Below are 20,227 nucleotides of genomic sequence, written 5' to 3'. Positions count from 1 at the left end.
GCCTTGCAATCGCCCGGAAATCGGGCGATTGAAGGGATGCGGACGAGAGCAGTGTGCATCCGTTTGGACGCACGAGGGACGGCTCTGGAAACTTGAGGCCACGCACATCGGTTCCCCAAACGTCGTTTGGCGATTGGGCCGATGCGCCAGGAGAGGATTTGATATGACGATTGCGCGCAAAATTCTTTCTGCGGGCGCGGCGGGCGTTCTTGCGACGATGCTTGCCGCCTGCACCACCGGCGGTTCCGACGGGCCACCGATCTCATCGCAGGCGCGAGGCGTCGAAGGCTCCTGGCTGAACGCCGAGGGCAAGGCGGTCTCGACATTGAACGGCGGCGTCTTCACCACCGTTTCGGCGGAGACCGGTGAGAAATTCGCTGACGGCAGCTACACCAAGACCGGCGCCACCTCGGTCGAGATCAACGGAACCTCGCTGATCCGGCAGCAGCCAATCGCTTTCAACTGCCTGCTGGTGTCCATAAACCAGCTGAATTGCACCAGCTCCGCCGGGCAGAACTTCGTGCTGACCAGGCGCGGCTGAACCTTTCCCATGCGGCTTTGCGGATGGCGGCGGCGCGATGCCGCCGCCTTTTTTATGCCGGCAAACCGATGCCGGTTATCCGCCCTGATTCTTCTTGCATCGCCACAACCGCGATGTGAACATACCCGAAATGCTGGCTGTTATCCTGCAGTCGGGCAAGAGCGTTAAACGCCTTTGATCATATCCGGGAGACGAAGATGAAGAAGCTCGCCGCCATTGCCGCCCTCTCTGCCTCGACACTCGGCCTGTCGGCCGCACCATCCTTTGCCGACTACACGTTGAACATCCTGCATTTCAACGATTGGCACAGCCGCATCGAAGGCAACAACAAATACGAGTCAACCTGCTCGGCCGAGGAAGAGACCAAGGGTGAGTGCATCGGCGGCGCCGGCCGGCTGGTCACCGCGATCGCACAGGAGCGCAAGAAGCTCGAAGGCCAGAACGTGCTGCTGCTCAATGCCGGCGACAGCTTTCAGGGATCGCTGTTCTACATCACCTACAAGGGCACGGCGGAGGAGGAATTCCTCAATCAGATCAAGCCCGACGCGGTGACGCTCGGCAACCACGAATTCGACGATGGCGAGAGCGCGCTGGTGCCTTATCTCGACAAGGCGAAGTTCCCGATCGTCAGCGCCAATGTCGTGCCCAACGACAAGTCCGGCGCCGCAGGCAAGATCAAGCCGTCGATTGTGCTTGAGGTCGGCGGCCAGAAGATCGGCATTGTCGGCGCCGTGACCAACGACACGCCGGAACTCGCCTCTCCCGGCCCCAACATCACCATCGCCGACGACGTCAAGTCGATCACCGCCGAGGTCGAGAAGCTGAAGGCGCAAGGCGTCAACAAGATCATTGCCGTCACCCATATCGGCTACAGGCGCGAGCGCGATGTCATCGCCAAGATCCCGGGCATCGATGTGGTGGTCGGCGGCCACAGCCATTCGCTTCTGTCCAACACCGACCCGAAGGCTGAAGGCCCCTACCCGACGATGGTCGACAACCCCGACGGCTCCAAGGTGCCTGTGGTGCAGGCCGCGTCCTATTCGAAATATCTCGGCGAATTCAAGGTCGTGTTCGACGACAATGGCAACGTCAAGGAAGCCAGCGGCGACCCGATCTTCCTCGACAAGTCGATCACTCCCGATCCGGCCGTTCTTGCCCGCATCAAGGAGCTTGGCGCGCCGATCGAGGCGCTGAAGAACAAGGAAGTGGCCGAGACCACCGAGGCCATCGACGGCAGCCGCGAAAGCTGCCGCACCAAGGAATGCGCGATGGGCAACCTCGTCTCCGACGCCATCCTCGACCGCGTCAAGGGACAGGGCGTCGAGATCGTCGTCTCGAATGGCGGCGGCCTGCGTGCTTCGATCGACAAGGGCACCGTCACCATGGGCGAGGTGCTGACCGTGCTGCCGTTCCAGAACACGCTGGCGACCTTCCAGATTTCCGGAAAGGATCTGGTTGCCGGGCTGGAAAACGGCGTCAGCCAGGTCGAGGACGGCGGCGGCCGCTTCCCGCAGGTGGCAGGTCTCAAATACTCCTTCGACAAGTCGGTCGCGCCCAATGCCGGCCGAGTCAAGTCGGTCGAGGTGATGCAGAACGGTGCCTGGGCGCCGATCAATCCGGACAAGGACTATCTGGTCGCCACCAACAATTACGTCCGCCAGGGCGGCGACGGCTACAAGGTCTTCGCCGAGAAGGCCAAGAACGCCTATGATTACGGCCCGGGCCTCGAACAGGTGGTCGCCGACTATCTCGCCGCGCACCGGCCCTATACGCCCAAGCTCGACGGCCGCATCACCGAGGTTACCGCAACCGTAGCGGCTGCCCCGGCCGCCGAGCCGGCAAAACCAGCCGAACCGGCACCTGCTCCAGCGGAACCGGCAAAACCGGCCGAGGCTGCACCGGCGGAGCCGGCGATGCCCGCATTGCCGGCAGGCTCCGGCGACATCACCACCACGCCGCCGACTGTCCCGGCGGAAACCGCCCCGGCAACGCCGGCTCCGGCCGAACCGGCAAAGCCGGCCGAAGCCGCACCTGCTCCGGCAAAGCCGGCTGACGCCGCCCCGGCCGAAGCCAGCCATGTCATCGTCGCCGGCGATACCTATTGGGATCTCGCCAAGAAGGCCTACGGCGACGGCGCCAAGTGGAAGGTGATCTCCGAGGCCAACAAAGGCTACGAACCACGCCGGCTTCCTGTCGGCGCGACCTTGACCATTCCGGCGAAGTAACCTCGCTTCGCACTTGCGACCAGCAAAACCCGTCCGGGTAACCGGCGGGGTTTTTGGCTTTCAAGGTAAGGTGCGGCCAGACGCAGCATTGAAAACTCGCGCCGCATCGCTAGTTTCGCCCGACATCGTCGGTTTTCGCGGTGTCGGGAGACCTTCATGACGCTTTCCACGCCTGTCGACCCCAAAGCCGCGAAAGCGCTCGACCCGCTACCGGCCGGACATCCGCCGGTAAAGGCAGGCAAGATCGGCGTCATGCTGGTCAATCTCGGCACGCCCGACGGTACCGATTTCAAGCCGATGTGGCGCTATCTCCGCGAATTCCTGTCCGATCCGCGCGTCATCGAACTCAACAAGGCGATCTGGTATCCGATCCTCTACGGCTTGGTACTGACCACCAGACCGAAGAAGTCCGGCGCCAATTACGCCAGGATATGGAACCGCGAGAGGAACGAGTCGCCGCTGCGCACCTACACCCGCGCGCAGGGCGAAAAGCTGGCCGCAGCGCTCATCGACCTACCCGATGTCGTGGTCGACTGGGCGATGCGCTACGGCAACCCCTCGACCGCGAGCGTCGCTCAAAGGCTGGTCGAGCAAGGCTGCGACCGCATCCTGTCGTTCCCACTCTACCCGCAATACTCCGCGACCACCACCGCGACCGCCAACGACCAGCTGTTTCGCGCCTTGATGAAGATGCGCCGCGCGCCTGCCGTGCGCAGTGTTCCGCCCTACTATGACGAGCCGGTCTACATCGAGGCGCTCGCCCATTCGATCGAACGGCATCTGGCAACGCTAGACTTCGAGCCCGAGGTGGTCATCACCTCCTATCACGGCATCCCGAAGCCCTATTTCGAGAAGGGCGATCCCTATCACTGCCACTGCCAGAAGACGACACGGCTGTTGCGTGAACGACTGGGGTGGGATGAAAAGAAGCTGATCATCACCTTCCAGTCGCGCTTCGGCGCCCAGGAATGGCTGCAGCCCTACACCGACAAGACGGTCGAGAAACTGGCGAAGGACGGCGTGAAATCGATCGCCATCGTCAACCCAGGCTTTTCCGTCGACTGCATCGAGACGCTGGACGAAATCGGCCGCGAGGCGGCCGAGACCTTCCATCACGCCGGCGGCGAGAAATTCGCCCACATCCCGTGCCTCAACGACAGTGCAGAAGGCATGGCGGTGATCGAGGCGATGGTGCGGCGCGAGCTGTCGGGCTGGGTCTGAGGCCGCCACGTTGCGGCGATCGATCGCCGCAGTTGCGCTATTCCATGCACCAATAATCAACGATCACCTGATTGTAACATTATTGAAACACACCTAAGTGTTTGGTGAAGTCGGTTGCATGGAATCAACGCCATGGCCGGCATCTGAGGGAGATTCAAATGGACTTCAGTGGTTTCGGTATTGCGATTGGTGCGCTTGCCTTTCTGGTATTGGTGCTTCTTATCAAAGGCATCCGGACAATCCCGCAAGGCTATAATTATACGGTGGAGCGCTTTGGCCGTTACACCAAAACACTAAGCCCCGGCCTCAACCTCATCGTGCCGTTCGTCGACCGCATCGGCGCCAAGATGAACATGATGGAGCAGGTGCTCGACGTTCCGAGCCAGGAAATCATCACGCGCGACAACGCCATTGTCGGCGTCGACGGCATCGCCTTCTACCAGATCCTCAATGCGGCGCAGGCCGCCTACCAGGTCGCCGGCCTGGAGAACGCCATTCTCAATTTGACGATGACCAACATCCGTACCGTCATGGGCTCGATGGACCTCGACGAATTGCTGTCGAACCGCGACGCCATCAACGAGCGCCTGCTGCGCGTCGTCGACGAAGCGGCGCATCCGTGGGGCATCAAGATCACCCGCGTCGAGATCAAGGATATCAATCCGCCGGCCAACCTCATCGAATCGATGGGTCGTCAGATGACGGCCGAACGTAACAAGCGTGCGCAGATCCTCGCCGCCGAAGGCCTCAAGCAGTCGCAGATCCTCGAGGCCGAAGGCCGCAAGGAAGCCGCCTTCCGCGACGCCGAGGCACGCGAACGCTCGGCCGAGGCCGAAGCGCGAGCCACCCAGGTTGTATCGGAAGCCATCTCCAAGGGCGACGTGCAGGCACTCAACTACTTCGTGGCGCTCAAATACACCGAAGCGATGGGCAAGATCGGTACCGCCAACAACAGCAAGGTCGTGCTGATGCCGATGGAAGCCTCGGCGCTGATCGGCACGCTCGGCGGCATAAGCGAGATCGCCAGGGAGGTGTTCCGCAGCGAAGGCACCGCCGGCGCCGCCAGGCAGGCAGGCCGCCCTCCGGTGGTTCGCCCGAATGAGAACTGAGACCTGACGAGAACTGAGGTCGCGAGCATGATCCCGAAAAGTGGGAACCGGTTTTCGGAAAAGATCATGCTCCACAGGAAGTAGGAGCGCACGCCCATGTTCGACCGCATCATTTCCGAACTTGGTCCGTGGAACTGGATGGTTCTGGGCTTCGTCCTCCTGGTGATGGAGGTCATCGCGCCAGGAATATTCATGCTGTGGATCGGCATCGCCGCATTGGTAATCGGTGTGATTTCCCTGCTCATCTGGGACGCAAGCTTCTGGGCCTGGGAAGTCCAGGTCCTCGCCTTCTTGGCGCTGTCGCTGGTCTCGGCCTTCGTCGGCAAGAAACTAGTCGGCGGGCGTAATGTCCCGAGTGATCAGCCGCTGCTCAACCGGCGCGGCGCGCAGTTGGTCGGCAGGATGGCAACGCTGGCCGAGCCGATCAAGGACGGTCGCGGCCGCATCAAGCTCGGCGACACGCTGTGGCGCGTCTCCGGTCCCGACCTGCCGGCCGGCACGCAGGTGCGCGTCGTCAGTTCGGCCGACACCGATCTGGAACTGACCGTCGAGGCTGTTTGACATTTCGAAAGCGCATGGCGCTTTCGATCCGGAAAATCAGGGCGCGTCGCGTAGGGCTTCCCGAACGCGACGCGTCCTTTGATTTTTTCAGGCGGCGCCGATGCGCAGCAGGTCGTGCAGATGAACCAGTCCCACGAGCCGCCTGCCTTCGACCACCATCAGGCTCGTAATGGCCGAATTGTTGATAATCTGCAGCGCCGTCGCCACCAGCGTGTCCGGTGTGGCCGTCTTCGGCTTTTTCGTCATCACCTGATCGACGCTCATTTCCATGAGATTGCTGCCGATGTGACGCCTGATGTCGCCATCGGTGATGATGCCCACCAACGCGCCATCCGCCGTCGCGATCGCCACGCAGCCGAAGCCCTTGTTCGACAATTCGAGGATCGCCTCGCGCATGCCCGTGCCGGAAGCCACCAGCGGCAGCCTTTCGCCGACATGCATGATCTCGTGGATCTGCGTGAGATTGGCGCCGAGCTGGCCGCCGGGGTGGAATGTGCGGAAATGGTCGGGCGTGAAGCCGCGCGCTTCGAGCAGCGCTATAGCCAGCGCATCGCCGACCACCAGTTGCAGCAGGGTCGATGTCGTCGGCGCCAGGCCGTGCGGGCAGGCTTCCGGCACGGACGGCAGGAGCAGCACCACGTCGGCCGCGCGCGCCAGCGCCGAGGCCGCGCCCGCGGTAATCGCAATCAGCGGGATCGAGAAGCGCCTGGAATAGGCGACGATGCCCATCAATTCTCTGCTCTCGCCGGACCATGACATGGCGATGATGGCATCGTCTCTGGCGATCATGCCAAGGTCGCCATGATTGGCCTCCGCCGGATGGACGAAGAAGGCAGGCGTGCCGGTCGAAGCCAGACTGGCCGCGATCTTAGTGCCGATATGGCCGCTTTTGCCGACGCCGGTGACTATGACGCGGCCATTGATGCGCGACACCATGTCGACGGCGCGGGCGAAAGGTTCGGCCAGTTCGTTCTCCAGCGCGGCGGCCAATGCCGCCACGCCGGCCTGTTCCGTGGCTACCGTTCTCAGCGCCGAGGCGATCGAAGCCTCCAAAGGCTTCTTTTCTTGGGATCCCGCATGCATGGCTGATGCGATTAGCGCTTTGCCGTTCGCCTGTCCAACAGAATTGCCGTCCAGCCATGTCCGACAGGCACCCCTTCAACCCTCCGTTAACCATCCCCGTTTACGGTTCGGTAAGTATGGCGCGCTTGCGCCGCGCAAGCAGTGGTGACGATGTCGCGGGCCCAGCCTCAAGAGAAAAAAGGTCGAACGGGCAGAGCCTTTTGCGCTCTGCTTCTGGCGACGAGCGTGCTCGCTTTGCTGCGGCCAACTGCGCTTCATGCCCAGGAGACCGAGCTGCGCGGCGAGGTTTCGGAATCGGCGATCCTGTCCGACCAGCAGCGCCGGGCCAGGCAATTGACCAAGGCCAACACGCAGGTCAAGCCCGCCCCTGCCGACACCGCCCCCACGGGAAACACGCCAACCGCTTATGTGCCGGCCAGCGATGGCGCCTTGCCTGACGACACCGACCCGCCCCAGGCCGGCGCAAACAGCATTTTCGACCCGCCGGCGACCATCGACGATTCGGGCGCCGACAAGCCGCCAACCGTCCAGCCACGCCGGCCATCGACGGCAAAACAAGGCGCCTCCGCGGATGCAGACAAGGCCAAGGACAAAACCAAGGCTGCCGACAAGAAGAAGCCTGGCAAAGCCACGGACCAGACCACCACCGGAACGACTCCGGACGGCACTGCGGCAGACGACGCCGATCAGGACACAGCCAACCGCCGTGTCCTCACCGTCGACAGCGTCGACCGGCAGAAGCTCGACCCTGGCGCCGAGCGCACCGACGCCATCGAGGGCCAGAAGAAGAAGCTCGAGGACGACCCGTACGCGGCAACCGGCATCAAGGTCGGCTCGTTCCTGCTGCGGCCGACGCTCGAGCAGGGCGTTGCCGTCACGTCGAACGCCGATTCCAGCGCTGGCGGCAAGTCGGCGGTGCTGTCCGAAACGGCGCTGCGTTTTTCCGCCGCCTCCGATTGGCGCGAGAATTCGGCGGTCATCGACGGCTACGGCAATTTCCGCAACACCATTTCGGGCCAGAAGATCAATGAGGCACGCGGCCGTATCCAAGGCACGTACAATGTCGACCTCGACAATGAACTGCGTGCCATCGCCAAGCTCGGCTACGAGATTGCGCCGGAATCGGCCTCCGCGCCCGACGCCATTGCCGGCGTCAAATCGCAGCCGATCCGCCAGACGGTCGACGGCAGCCTCGGCGTCGAGAAGGACGTCGGCAAGATGCGCTTTGCGCTGACCGGCGCTGTCTCCCACGACATCTATGGCGATGCCGAACTTACCGATGGCACCTCGCTGTCGCAGAAGGACCAGGACAACACGCTCTACACCGCAACGTTGCGGACCGGCTATGAAATTTCCCCGGCTCTGACGCCCTTTGCCGAGATTGAGCTCGGCCGCCGGGTATATGACCAACGGATCGACAACAAGGGCTTCGAGCGCTCTTCGACCCGGCTTGGCGCACGCGCCGGTATCGAAGTCGACATGGGCGAGAAGCTCAAGGGTGAGTTCTCGGCCGGCTGGCTGAGGGAGGCGATCGACGACAAGAACCTGGAGGCGATTTCGGGAGCCACCATCAATGCCGACCTCAAATGGTCGCCCGAGCGCGGTACCATCATCGGCCTCACCGGGCGAACCACGGTCGAAGGCACAACGAATGCCGGTGAGAGCGGCGACATCCTCTATTCCGGCCGCCTCACCGGCGAGCGGCAGATCCGCGCCGACCTGACCGGCAACGCAGCCCTTGGGCTCGACTGGCGCAATTACACCGGCTCCGACGGCCATGACATGACGCTGAGTGCAGAGGCCGGGCTGACCTGGTGGCTGAACCGCTATGTCGGCCTCACCAGCCGCGCCCGCACCGAAAAGCTGACCAGCAATCTGCCCGGGCGCAACTACACCGCCAACAGCATCTATTTGGGGCTGAAGCTGCAGCGGTAGCTAAAAAGCAGCGCCGCGACGCTCGGACGGCTTCATCTCATCGAGCAGCGTGCGGATGACGCCGGCCATGTTCTCGTTCATGTCGCTGCGCCACAGCGCGAAGGCGACATTGGCCTCGACGAAGCCTTCCGGCGAGCCGCAATCGAAGGTGCGGCCCTGAAAGTGGTAGCCAAAGAAGGGCTGCTGCTTTTCCAGCTTCAGCATCGCGTCGGTGAGCTGGATCTCGTTGCCGGCGCCCTTTTCCTGGCTTTCGAGGATCTTGAAAATCTCGGGCTGCAGGATGTAGCGGCCGTTGATGTAGAGATTGGACGGCGCGGTGCCGGTCTTCGGCTTTTCGACCATCTCGGTGATGCGGAAGCCGTGATGCGTGTCCTCGCCGCGGCCGACAATGCCATATTTGTGGGTCTCGGCCGGATCGCATTCCTGTACGGCGATGATGTTGTTGCCCGTCTCCTCGTAGAGCTCGACCATGGCCTTCGTGCAGCTCTTCTCCGACTGCATGATCATGTCGGGCAGCAACAGCGCGAAGGGTTCATCGCCGACCAGTTCGCGGGCGCACCAGACGGCGTGGCCGAGCCCCATCGGCACCTGCTGGCGGGTGAACGAGGTCTGCCCCGGCGCCGGCTGCAGCCGCTGCAAGCGGGCCAGCTGATCGTCCTTGCCGCGCTGTGCCAGCGTATCATAGAGCTCGAACTGGATATCGAAATGGTCTTCTATGACCGCCTTGTTGCGGCCGGTGACGAAGATGAAATGTTCGATGCCGGCCTCGCGCGCCTCATCGACGACATACTGGATGACCGGCCGGTCGACGACGGTCAGCATCTCCTTGGGAATGGCCTTGGTGGCCGGGAGAAACCGTGTGCCGAGACCGGCGACCGGGAAAACTGCCTTGCGAACTCGCTTCATGCGTCAATTATCCGTTTGAGGGCGTGCCCGGCCTCGCGACATTTTCGCGCCGGAATTGTGGATTATCGGGCCATTGAGGGAAACATCAACCGGTAAAGCATCCAGGTGTCTTTTCGTTCCAGGCGCCGCCTATGGTAAACCAATTGCTAACCCGGTTCGGCGATGAATGGTCTTTCCTGAGATAGAGAAAGGGGAAAATATGTCCGTTCGCAGTGCCGCAAAACTCTTTACCAGCGTGCTGACGGCGGCCAGCCTCTCGCTCGCCTTGCTGATGCCGGCCGGACCGGCCTTCGCCGATGCCGGTTTTCGGCAATGGGTCGCCGGCTTCCGCGCCACGGCCGTGGCGGGCGGCGTTTCCGGCGGGGTCTACGACCGAGCGTTCCGGGGCATCAATGAGCCCGACCCGGTGGTGCTGGAAAAGGCACGCACCCAGCCCGAATTCACCGCACCTGCCTGGGACTATTTCGACAACCGCGTCCACGACCAGTCCGTTGCCGTCGGCCAGCAGATGGCCAAAAAATGGAAGCCGTGGCTGGAACGGATCGAGGCGAGGTTCGGCGTCGACCGCTACATCCTGCTCGCCATCTGGTCGATGGAATCGAATTATGGCGAGATCCTCAAGCGCGACGACATCATGCGCAATGTCATCCGCTCGCTGGCAACCCTCGCCTATGGCGACCCGAAGCGTTCGAAATTCGCCCGCACCCAATTGGTCGCCGCGCTGAAAATCCTGCAGACCGGCGACATCGACGAAAGCCACCTGATGGGCTCCTGGGCCGGCGCCATGGGCCAGACCCAGTTCATCCCGACCAGCTACCAGCATTATGCCGTCGACATGGACGGCAACGGCAAGCGCGACATCTGGAATTCGATCCCCGATGCGTTGGCGACATCAGCCAATCTGCTGAAGAAGAATGGCTGGCAGGGCGGCAAGACCTGGGGCTACGAGGTCACCATTCCGGCGGGCAAACTGCCGGCCGGCTCGAAGACATTGGCGCAGTGGCAGGCGCTCGGCGTCGCCAGGGCCAATGGCAAGCCGTTCAAGAACGCAACCGACAAGGCGACGCTGAAAGTGCCGGACGGCCGCGGCGGACCGGCCTTCCTGATGATCAAGAACTTCTCCGTCATCAAGGCCTACAACAACGCCGACAAATATGCCCTGGCCGTCGGCCTTCTTGCCGACGAAATCGCCGGCTCTAATGGTCTGGTGCAGGACTGGAAGCGGCCTTTCACCAAACTGTCCTTCGAGGAAAGGCAGGAGTTGCAGAAGCGGCTTTCGCAGCACGGACTTTACGACGGCAAGTTCGACGGCAAGATCGGTGACGGCACAAAAACCGCCATCATGACCTATCAGGCAACGGTCGGCTTGACCCAGGACGGGTATCCGAGCATGGAAGTGCTCAAATGGCTCAGAAAGAAATAGAGCCGGCGACGGCAGCGCGCATCTGTGACGCGCAAGGGATGCCGTAGCATCGGTCTGTGCATGATCCCCTGCGAGGGCCATGCACCAAGGGATGGAGAGGGTGCTTGGTTTCGGCAACGCGTATCCGTGTGATCGTTTTCCGCTTGCCGATCCTCGTTCTGGCCATCGTTGCGCTGGCGACGGGACTCGCCGGCAGTTTCCACACACCGGCTTTGGCGCAGGAACAACCGCAGAACCGCGGCTGGTCGCTGCGCGACCTTCTGTTCCCGCGCCGCAGCGAACGCATCGAGCCGCCGCTCGACGTCCGCAAGGCAAAGCCGAAGGTCAAGAAGAAGCCCCGTGCACCCATTGAACCTTCCGCTCCGATTGTCGAGAAGACACCGGATGCCCGCGTCGTTCTGGTGATCGGCGATTTCATGGCCAACGGCCTGGCCGAGGGCCTCGAAACAGCCTTTGCCGACAATGCCAACGTCAGGATCGTCGAGCGCGCCAACGGTTCTTCGGGTTTCGTGCGCGATGATGTCTACAATTGGCCCGAACAGGTCAAATCGCTGGTCGAGACCGAAAAACCCTCCGTGGTCGTCGTCATGCTCGGCTCCAACGACCGCCAGCAGATGCGCGTCAACGATGTGCGCGAGCAGCCGCGCTCCGAGAACTGGACCAAGGAATACGAACGCCGGACCGAAGCCTTGGGAAAGGCACTGGCGGCGACCAAGGTGCCTTATCTGTGGGTCGGCATGCCAGCCTTCAAGACGCCGAAGATGACCTCCGACATGCTGGCATTCAACGACATCTACCACTCGGCAGCCGAGAAGAACGGCGGCGAATTCGTCGATGTCTGGGATGGGTTCGTCGACGAGAACGGCGCCTTTGTCTCGACCGGCCCCGACATTAACGGCCAGGCCGTGCGGCTGCGCTCCGACGACGGCATCAACGTCTCGAAAGCCGGCAAGCGAAAGCTCGCCTTCTACACCGAAAAGCCGCTGGCCAAGATCCTCGGCCTGGCAGCGCCGGGAAGCGTGGTGACGGCTGCCGCGCCGGCCGGCGCCCCGGTCGAGGCGCCGTCGCTGCCCGCCGCCCCGATCGTGGTCGACCGCACCGTTCCAATGCTGCTCAACGATCCGGCGCTCGACGGCGGGACCGAGCTTCTCGGTGCGGCGGCGGCGCCGAAAGCCAATCCGGATCTGCCCGGCGAAAAACTAATCCTCGAAGGCAAGGCGCCCGAGGCCTCGCCCGGCCGCGCCGACGACTTCTCCTGGCCGCCCAAGGCCGCTGCCGCGACGGATACGACGACGGCGATCAACCGTTAACGGGGGAGTACCGTCGACCCCATCAGCGCTTCATCGATCGAGCGCGCGGCCTGGCGGCCTTCGCGGATCGCCCACACAACCAGCGACTGGCCGCGGCGCACATCACCTGCGGCGTAGAGCTTGTCGACGCTGGTCTTGTAGTCGCGATCGTTGGCTTCGACATTGCGGGAACGGCGGCTGTCGGTGGTGATTTTCATCTCACCGTCCAGCTCTTTCGCGACGCCGGCGGCAGCCGGTCCGGCAAAGCCGATGGCGATGAAGGCGAGGTCTGCACGGATGACGAATTCGGTGCCGGCGATCGGCTTGCGCTTCTCGTCGACTTCGCAGCATTTGACGCCGGTCAGTTGGCCGTCCTCGCCGATGAATTCGAGCGTCGCCACCTGGAATTCGCGCTCCGCACCTTCGGCCTGTGAGGACGAGGTGCGCATCTTGGTCGCCCAGTAAGGCCAGACCGAAAGCTTGTCTTCCTTCTCCGGCGGCTGCGGGCGGATGTCGAGCTGGGTGACGCGCACCGCGCCCTGGCGGAAGGCGGTGCCGACGCAGTCGGACGCGGTATCGCCGCCGCCGACGACGACGACATGCTGGCCGCCGGCGATGATCGGATGCGACGGCCAGGCCACCGACTGGATCGGCTCGCCGCCGACGCGACGGTTCTGCTGCACCAGATAGGGCATGGCGTCATAGACGCCGCCGAGATCGTCGCCCGGAATGTTGGCCGGACGCGGCGATTCCGAACCGCCGCAATAGAGCACCGCATCGTATCCGGCGAGCAACTCTGCCACCGGCTTGTCGACGCCGACATTGACGCCGCAATGGAAGGTCACGCCCTCGCCCTGCATCTGCTCGATGCGGCGGTCGATATAGTGCTTCTCGATCTTGAAGTCGGGAATGCCGTAGCGCATCAGCCCGCCGGGACGGCTCTCACGCTCATAAACGCTGACCTCGTGGCCGGCGCGGCCAAGCTGCTGCGCCGCCGCCATCCCTGCCGGGCCGGAGCCGATGACAGCGACCCGCTTGCCCGTCTTCTTCTCTGGCGGATAAGGCCGGATATGGCCGGTTTCATAAGCCTTGTCGGCGATTGCCTGTTCGACAGTCTTGATGGCAACCGGAATGTCCTCGAGGTTCAGCGTGCAGGCTTCCTCGCAGGGCGCGGGGCAGATGCGGCCGGTGAACTCGGGGAAATTGTTGGTCGAATGCAGGTTGCGGATCGCATTGTCCCAGTCGCCATTGTAGACGAGGTCGTTCCAGTCCGGGATCTGGTTGTGGATCGGGCAACCGGTCGGCCCGTGGCAGAACGGGATGCCGCAATCCATGCAGCGCGCCGCCTGTTTCTCGACCTCCTTGTCCGACATCGGCAGCGTGAATTCACGAAAATGCCGGATGCGGTCGGAGGCCGGCTGGTACTTGTGCACCTGCCGGTCGATTTCGAGAAAGCCTGTTACCTTGCCCATAGTCCAGTTCCTGCTGTCCAGATGGTGCGGTTTTCGCACCCGTTAACCCCTTGAGGCAGCCGTGGCAACCTTGCATCCGAGGTCAAACTGTCGCTGAAAGTTCCGCCGGGAAGCCTGCGCCTCCCGGCAAGTCGAAAAACCTATTCCGCCGCCACGCCCATGCGCATGCGTTCCATCTCGATCAGCGCGCGGCGGTATTCGACCGGCATGATCTTGCGGAATTTCGGCCGGAAGGTCGTCCAGTCGTCGAGTATCTCGCGGCCGCGTACCGAACCGGTGAAATGGACGTGGTTCGAGATAAGCTGGTAAAGCCGTTCCTCGTCATGGGTGGTCATGTCGCCCGAGACGTCGACGCGACCCTTGTGGTCGAGGTCACCGCCATGATGCAGCAGCCTTTCCATCAGATCGTCTTCTTCCGGAACCGGCTCCAACTCGACCATCGCCATGTTGCAGCGCGCGGCGAAATCGCCGGCCTCATCCAGAACATAGGCCACGCCGCCCGACATGCCGGCAGCGAAGTTGCGACCGGTCTGGCCGATGACGACGACGATGCCGCCGGTCATGTATTCGCAGCCATGATCGCCGACGCCTTCAACGACGGCGGCGACGCCCGAATTGCGCACCGCGAAGCGCTCGCCGGCGACACCTGCGAAATAGGCCTCGCCCTCGGTCGCGCCATAGAGGACGGTGTTGCCGACGATGATCGATTCCGCCGCGACGATCCTGGACTCCTCCGGCGGCCGGATGACGATGCGTCCGCCCGACAGGCCTTTGCCGACATAGTCGTTGGCCGCACCGACGAGATCGAACGAGATGCCGCGCGCCAGGAAGGCGCCGAACGACTGGCCGGCGGTGCCGGTCAGCTTCACCTGGATCGTGTCCTCGCGCAGGCCCTTGTGCCTGAAGCGCTTGGCGACTTCGCCCGACAGCATGGCGCCCGTGGAGCGATCGACATTGCGGATGTCGACCTCGATCTTGACCGGCTGCTTGCTTTCGAGCGCGGGCTTCGCCAGTTCGATTAGCTTGCGATCGAGTACATCGTCGATCGGGTGTTTCTGCCGTTCGGTCCAGTGCACCGCCTCATGCGGCGCGTCCGGCTTGAAGAACATCTTGCCGAAATCGAGCCCGCGCGCCTTCCAATGCTGGATCATCTCGCGCTTTTCCAGCAGGTCGCTGTCGCCGATGATCTGGTCGATATGGGTGTAGCCCATCTCGGCCAGCAGCCCCCTCACCTCTTCCGCAACATAGAAGAAGAAGTTGATGACATGCTCGGGCGTGCCCTTGAAACGCTTGCGCAGAACCGGGTCCTGCGTCGCGACGCCGACCGGGCAGGTGTTCAAGTGGCACTTGCGCATCATGATGCAGCCGGCCGCGATCAGCGGCGCGGTCGAGAAGCCGAACTCGTCGGCACCGAGCAGCGCACCGATGATGACGTCGCGCCCCGTGCGCAAGCCACCATCGACCTGCAGCGCAACGCGCGAGCGCAGCCCGTTCAGTACCAGCGTCTGGTGCGTCTCGGCAAGGCCCATTTCCCATGGACTGCCGGCATGCTTGAGCGAGGTCAGCGGCGACGCGCCGGTGCCGCCATCATAGCCGGAGATGGTGATGTGGTCGGCGCGCGCCTTGGCGACGCCCGCCGCAACCGTACCGACACCGACTTCCGACACCAGCTTTACCGAGACGTCGGCCGCCGGGTTGACGTTCTTCAGATCGTAGATCAGCTGCGCCAGATCCTCGATCGAATAGATGTCGTGATGCGGCGGCGGCGAGATCAGGCCGACGCCGGGCGTCGAGTGCCGGACCTTGGCGATGGTGGCGTCGACCTTGTGGCCGGGCAGCTGGCCGCCCTCACCGGGCTTGGCGCCCTGCGCGACCTTGATCTGCATGACATCGGAATTGACGAGATACTCGGCGGTGACGCCAAAGCGCCCCGAGGCGACCTGCTTGATCGCCGAACGTTCGGGGTTCTTGCTGCCGCCGGGCAGCGGCAGATAGCGGTCGGCCTCTTCGCCGCCCTCGCCGGTGTTCGACTTGCCGCCGATCTGGTTCATGGCGCGCGCCAGCGTCGTGTGTGCCTCGCGCGAGATCGAGCCGAACGACATCGCCCCGGTCGAGAAGCGCTTGACGATATCGGCCGCCGACATCACGTCCTCTATCGCCACCTTCTTGCGGCCGGTCTCTTCCGCAAGCTTGATCCTGAACAGGCCGCGTATGGTCTGGGCACGGGCCGTCTCGCTGTTGATCTGCGCGGAATACTCCTTGAACGTCTCCCACGAGCCCTGACGCACGGCGTGCTGCAAGGTGGCGACGGCGTCGGGCGACCACATATGGGCTTCGCCGCGCATGCGGTACATGTACTCGCCGCCGACCTCGAGGCTGTTGCGCAGCACCGGATCGTTGCCGAAACCGTCGGTGTGGCGGCTGAGCGTCTCGGCCGCGACCTCGTCCAGACCGACACCTTCGATCAGCGTCGCTGTGCCGGTGAAGTACTTCTCGACGAAATCCGACTTCAGCCCGATGGCGTCGAATATCTGCGCGCCGCAATAGGACTGGTAGGTGGAGATGCCCATCTTCGACATCACCTTGAGGATGCCCTTGCCGATCGACTTGATGTAGCGCGAGACCACCTCGTAGGCGTCGACCTCAGCCGGCAGTTCGCCACGCTTGTGCATGTCGAGCAGCGTATCGAAGGCAAGGTAGGGGTTGATCGCCTCGGCGCCGTAGCCGGCGAGACAGCAGAAATGATGCACTTCGCGCGGCTCGCCGGATTCCACGACCAGGCCGACCGCGGTGCGCAGACCCTTGCGGATCAGATGGTGGTGCACGGCAGCCGTCGCCAGCAGTGCCGGAATGGCGATACGGTCGGGACCGACCTGGCGGTCGGACAGAATGATGATGTTGTAGCCGCCGGCAACGGCCGCCTCGGCGCGCTCGCACAGACGCTCGACGGCGCCCTGCATGCCGGCCGCGCCCTCGCTCGACCCGTAGGTGATGTCGATGGTCTTGGTGTCGAAACGGTCCTCGGTGTGGCCGATCGAGCGGATCTTTTCCAGATCGCCATTGGTCAGGATCGGCTGGCGCACTTCGAGCCGCTTGCGGCGCGAATTGCCGACCAGGTCGAAGATGTTCGGCCGCGGCCCGATGAACGAGACAAGGCTCATCACCAGTTCCTCGCGGATTGGGTCGATCGGCGGGTTGGTGACCTGGGCGAAATTCTGCTTGAAGTAGGTGTAGAGCAGCTTCGACTTGTCCGACATCGCCGAGATCGGCGTGTCCGTGCCCATCGAACCCACCGCTTCCTGGCCGGTGGTCGCCATCGGCGACATCAACAGCTTGGTGTCTTCCTGGCTGTAGCCGAAAGCCTGCTGGCGATCGAGCAGGCTGACATCCTTGCGCAGCGCGCGCGGCTCGACCGGCTTCAGATCCTCGAGGATCAGCTGCGTGTTGTTGAGCCAGGTCTTGTAGGGATGCCTGGTGGCGATCTCCGACTTGATCTCCTCGTCGGAAATGATGCGGCCCTTGGCGAGGTCGATCAGAAGCATGCGGCCGGGCTGCAGCCGCCACTTCTTGACGATCCTCTCCTCCGGCACCGGCAGCACGCCGGCCTCTGACGCCATGATGACGCGGTCGTCGTCGGTGACGATGTAGCGCGCCGGCCGCAGCCCGTTGCGGTCGAGCGTGGCGCCGATCTGGCGGCCGTCGGTGAAGGCGACCGCGGCCGGCCCGTCCCACGGCTCCATCAGGGCTGCATGGTATTCGTAGAAAGCCTTGCGGTCGGCATCCATCAGCTTGTTGCCGGCCCACGCTTCGGGGATCAGCATCATCATGGCATGGCTGAGGCTGTAGCCGCCCTGGAACAGGAATTCGAGCGCATTGTCGAAGCACGCCGTGTCGGACTGGCCGTCATAGGAGATCGGCCACAGCTTGGAGATGTTGTTGCCGAACAGTTCGGAATCGACCGAGGCCTGGCGCGCCGCCATCCAGTTGTTGTTGCCGCGCACCGTGTTGATCTCGCCATTATGCGCGACCATGCGGTAGGGGTGCGCCAGCTTCCAGGACGGGAAGGTGTTGGTCGAGAAGCGCTGGTGGACGAGGATCAGCGCGGTCTCGAAACGCGGATCCGACAAATCCTTGTAATAGGCGCCGACCTGGTAGGCCAGGAACATGCCCTTGTAGACAATGGTACGCGCCGATAGCGACACACAGTAGGCGCCGATATCCTTGTTGTTGTTCTCGGCGTAGATACGGCCGGAAATCACCTTGCGCAGCAGGTACAGCCTGGCCTCGTATTCCTCGTCATCTGGAATGTCTGATGTGCGGCCGATGAAGACCTGGCGATGGAACGGTTCGGAGGCCGCAATATCGGGCGCCTTCGACAGCGATGAATTGTCGACCGGCACGTCGCGAAAGCCGAGCAGCGGCAGCCCTTCTGACTGCGCCGATTCGGCGATGATCTCTTCGATATGGGCGCGCAGTGCCGCATCCTGCGGCATGAACCAGTGGCCGACGCCGTATTGGCCTGCCGCCGGCAGTTCGACGCCCTGGGCCGCCATCTCTTCGCGGAAGAAATGATCGGGGATTTGCACCAGCACGCCGGCGCCGTCGCCCATCAGCGGATCGGCGCCGACAGCGCCGCGATGCGTCAGGTTTTCGAGCACGAAGAGCCCGTCCTTGACGATCTGGTGCGACTTAACGTTCTGCATGTTGACGATGAAGCCGACGCCGCACGCGTCATGCTCGTTGCGCGGATCATAGAGACCCTGCGCGGCCATGCCATTGGTGGTCAGGCCGTTGGTGGTCTGGCCTTCTTTGGTCAGAACGGTATTTTTAACGGCTGCCGCTTTCGTCTGCGCGGCCTGGCCGATAATCGCAGATGGCGTCAGTTCCGTCATCGTCCTGTCCTCCGTTCCGGCCCCTTGCACGTCTAGCATTTGGGGCGCTGGTCTACCTTGGGAAGCGCCTGGCTTCCGCTCTCATTCTTGCGGCACGTCTTTTCGAAATCCTTGGCGGACCGTGCGGTGCACCGCCGGTTCGTATCCGGTATCGTACAGGCCACAGCCGAGCCGTCTACCCGTCGCTCGCGGCAACGGCCGGAGTGGCCTAAATGATACGCCAATCCAGCCTGACTTGTGCGACAAAATAAGACAGCACTACTGTCCTAAATTTTTATGTCAGAAATCCTGGGCGTACACAAGACCGATTCACCAAATTCTTGGACGTTTGGCGACAGAAAATTACGTCAGGCGCTGTTGAAACGAAATTTCGGTCCCGGCACTCCTTCGTGATCGCCTTCGGCTTTACCGCTTTTTCAGCCCTTGGCCCTTGCGCGTCAAACCCCGAAACGGCCATGGTCGCGCTCTTGTCGCAACCAGACTTTCTCAACTAGACAGGGACTTTCCTGATGTTCTTTGCATCCGACAACTGGGCGGGCGTCCATTCCAACATTGCCGCCGGGCTGTCAGCCAATGCCGGCGGCTTTTCGACCGCTTATGGCGATGGCGATCTCGACCGCGCCGTCTACCAGCGTTTCAGCGAGATCTTCGAACGCGAGGTCGCGGTGTTCTTCGTCGCTACCGGCACGGCGGCCAACTCGCTGTCGCTGGCCGCTTACAACAAGCCCGGCGGCATTTCCTTTGCGCACCGGGAATCGCATATCATCGAGGACGAATGCGGCGCGCCGGAATATTTCAGCGGCGGCTCGCGTCTCCATGCTGTCGACGGCGCCCTGGGCAAGATCGACCCGCACAATCTTGAACGCGCCGTCGCCCGTTTCGCACCCGAGATCGTCCATTGGGGACGCCCGACGGCCGTCTCGATCACCCAATCGACCGAAGTCGGCACAGTGTACGGGCTCGACGACATTTCCATCATTTCGGAGATCGCTAAACGCTTCTCCCTGCCGCTGCATATGGACGGCGCCCGTTTTGCCAACTCATTGGTCGCGCTTGAGACGACGCCGGCCGAAATGACCTGGAAGCGCGGCGTCGACATCGTCTCGTTCGGCGGCACCAAGAACGGCTGCTGGTGCGCCGAAGCCATTGTGCTGTTCGACCTCGACCGCGCCAAGGAGCTGTCCTTCCTGCGCAAGCGCGCCGCACAGCTGTTCTCCAAGTCGCGTTTCATCGCAGCGCAGTTCGACGCCTACTTCAAGGACGGCCTGTGGCTGGACACGGCCCGTCATGCCAACGCCATGGCTGCGCGCCTGGCGGCTGCGATCGAGGATTCGGCAGCGGCGAAGCTCGCCTGGTTGCCGCAGGCCAACGAGGTGTTCGCGGTGATGAAAAAGGCGGAAGCCGAAAGGCTGCAATCCGCCGGCGCCGCCTTTTACGACTGGCACAGGCCGCACGGCTTCGACGGCCATGTCGGCGAGGACGAGTTGCTCTATCGCTTCGTCACCAGCTTTGCCACGACTTCAGATGAGGTCGATCGCTTCGGCCAGATGATCGCCTGAACTCGCGAGAC

At 63.0% G+C, this 20,227-nt stretch carries 13 protein-coding genes; 9 read left to right on the top strand and 4 right to left on the bottom strand.

Annotated features, from left to right (window positions below):
* The first annotated feature begins 163 nt into the window (after nt 1-163).
* The 5 genes from NKL04_RS31405 (at nt 164) to NKL04_RS31385 (ending at nt 5,657) form a co-directional block, all read left to right on the top strand.
* The gene (locus NKL04_RS31405; protein WP_023671949.1) at nt 164-541 is read left to right on the top strand and encodes an Omp10 family outer membrane lipoprotein; all 378 of its coding nucleotides are present in this window, start codon (nt 164-166) and stop codon (nt 539-541) included.
* A 197-nt stretch (nt 542-738) separates the two neighbouring features.
* The gene (locus NKL04_RS31400) at nt 739-2,766 is read left to right on the top strand and encodes a bifunctional metallophosphatase/5'-nucleotidase (protein ID WP_023701038.1); all 2,028 of its coding nucleotides are present in this window, start codon (nt 739-741) and stop codon (nt 2,764-2,766) included.
* A 156-nt stretch (nt 2,767-2,922) separates the two neighbouring features.
* On the top strand, nt 2,923-3,987 hold the full coding sequence (gene hemH / locus NKL04_RS31395) for a ferrochelatase (RefSeq protein ID WP_023686407.1): 1,065 nt from the start codon (nt 2,923-2,925) through the stop codon (nt 3,985-3,987).
* A 158-nt stretch (nt 3,988-4,145) separates the two neighbouring features.
* Nucleotides 4,146-5,096 (top strand): SPFH domain-containing protein, encoded by a 951-nt coding sequence (locus tag NKL04_RS31390; RefSeq protein ID WP_023701037.1) that lies wholly within the window; start codon nt 4,146-4,148, stop codon nt 5,094-5,096.
* 96 nt (nt 5,097-5,192) lie between these two features.
* On the top strand, nt 5,193-5,657 hold the full coding sequence (locus NKL04_RS31385; RefSeq protein ID WP_023701036.1) for an NfeD family protein: 465 nt from the start codon (nt 5,193-5,195) through the stop codon (nt 5,655-5,657).
* Between the two features lie 87 nt (nt 5,658-5,744).
* On the opposite strand, the gene NKL04_RS31380 is transcribed toward NKL04_RS31385, so the two are convergent.
* Complete coding sequence (locus tag NKL04_RS31380; protein WP_023671954.1) at nt 5,745-6,740, bottom strand: KpsF/GutQ family sugar-phosphate isomerase; 996 nt, start codon at nt 6,738-6,740, stop codon at nt 5,745-5,747.
* Nucleotides 6,741-6,890: 150 nt separating this feature from the next.
* On the opposite strand from NKL04_RS31380, the gene NKL04_RS31375 reads away from it, so the two are divergent.
* Complete coding sequence (locus tag NKL04_RS31375; RefSeq protein WP_031205110.1) at nt 6,891-8,675, top strand: outer membrane beta-barrel protein; 1,785 nt, start codon at nt 6,891-6,893, stop codon at nt 8,673-8,675.
* Here NKL04_RS31375 and galU read toward each other — a convergent pair whose 3' ends face one another.
* Entirely contained in the window at nt 8,676-9,581 is a 906-nt protein-coding gene (gene galU, locus NKL04_RS31370; RefSeq protein ID WP_023671956.1) for a UTP--glucose-1-phosphate uridylyltransferase GalU, read from the bottom strand.
* Nucleotides 9,582-9,780: 199 nt separating this feature from the next.
* Here galU and NKL04_RS31365 point away from each other — a divergent pair, with 199 nt between their 5' ends.
* Both NKL04_RS31365 and NKL04_RS31360 read left to right on the top strand, forming a co-directional pair.
* Nucleotides 9,781-11,004: a lytic murein transglycosylase gene (locus NKL04_RS31365; RefSeq protein WP_023691763.1), complete on the top strand. Its 1,224-nt coding sequence runs from the start codon at nt 9,781-9,783 to the stop codon at nt 11,002-11,004.
* A 104-nt stretch (nt 11,005-11,108) separates the two neighbouring features.
* Nucleotides 11,109-12,314 carry an SGNH/GDSL hydrolase family protein gene (locus NKL04_RS31360; protein WP_023701033.1) on the top strand — a complete coding sequence of 402 codons (1,206 nt, stop codon included), beginning with the start codon at nt 11,109-11,111 and terminating at the stop codon, nt 12,312-12,314.
* On the opposite strand, the gene NKL04_RS31355 is transcribed toward NKL04_RS31360, so the two are convergent.
* Both NKL04_RS31355 and gltB read right to left on the bottom strand, forming a co-directional pair.
* Nucleotides 12,311-13,765 carry a glutamate synthase subunit beta gene (locus tag NKL04_RS31355; protein ID WP_023671207.1) on the bottom strand — a complete coding sequence of 485 codons (1,455 nt, stop codon included), beginning with the start codon at nt 13,763-13,765 and terminating at the stop codon, nt 12,311-12,313. The two genes, NKL04_RS31360 and NKL04_RS31355, sit on opposite strands and share 4 nt — an antisense overlap.
* A gap of 140 nt (nt 13,766-13,905) precedes the next feature.
* Nucleotides 13,906-18,657, bottom strand: a complete 4,752-nt coding sequence (gltB, locus tag NKL04_RS31350; protein ID WP_023701032.1) for a glutamate synthase large subunit — start codon at nt 18,655-18,657, stop codon at nt 13,906-13,908.
* 509 nt (nt 18,658-19,166) lie between these two features.
* Here gltB and NKL04_RS31345 point away from each other — a divergent pair.
* Complete coding sequence (locus NKL04_RS31345; RefSeq protein ID WP_023701031.1) at nt 19,167-20,216, top strand: threonine aldolase family protein; 1,050 nt, start codon at nt 19,167-19,169, stop codon at nt 20,214-20,216.
* The last annotated feature ends 11 nt before the right edge of the window (nt 20,217-20,227 follow it).

This window comes from Mesorhizobium sp. C264A (genome assembly GCF_040324515.1).
In the GTDB taxonomy this organism is placed as follows: Bacteria; Pseudomonadota; Alphaproteobacteria; order Rhizobiales; family Rhizobiaceae; genus Mesorhizobium.
Note: the sequence above shows the minus strand (reverse complement) of the source record. Positions and strands in the feature narration are given on the sequence as shown.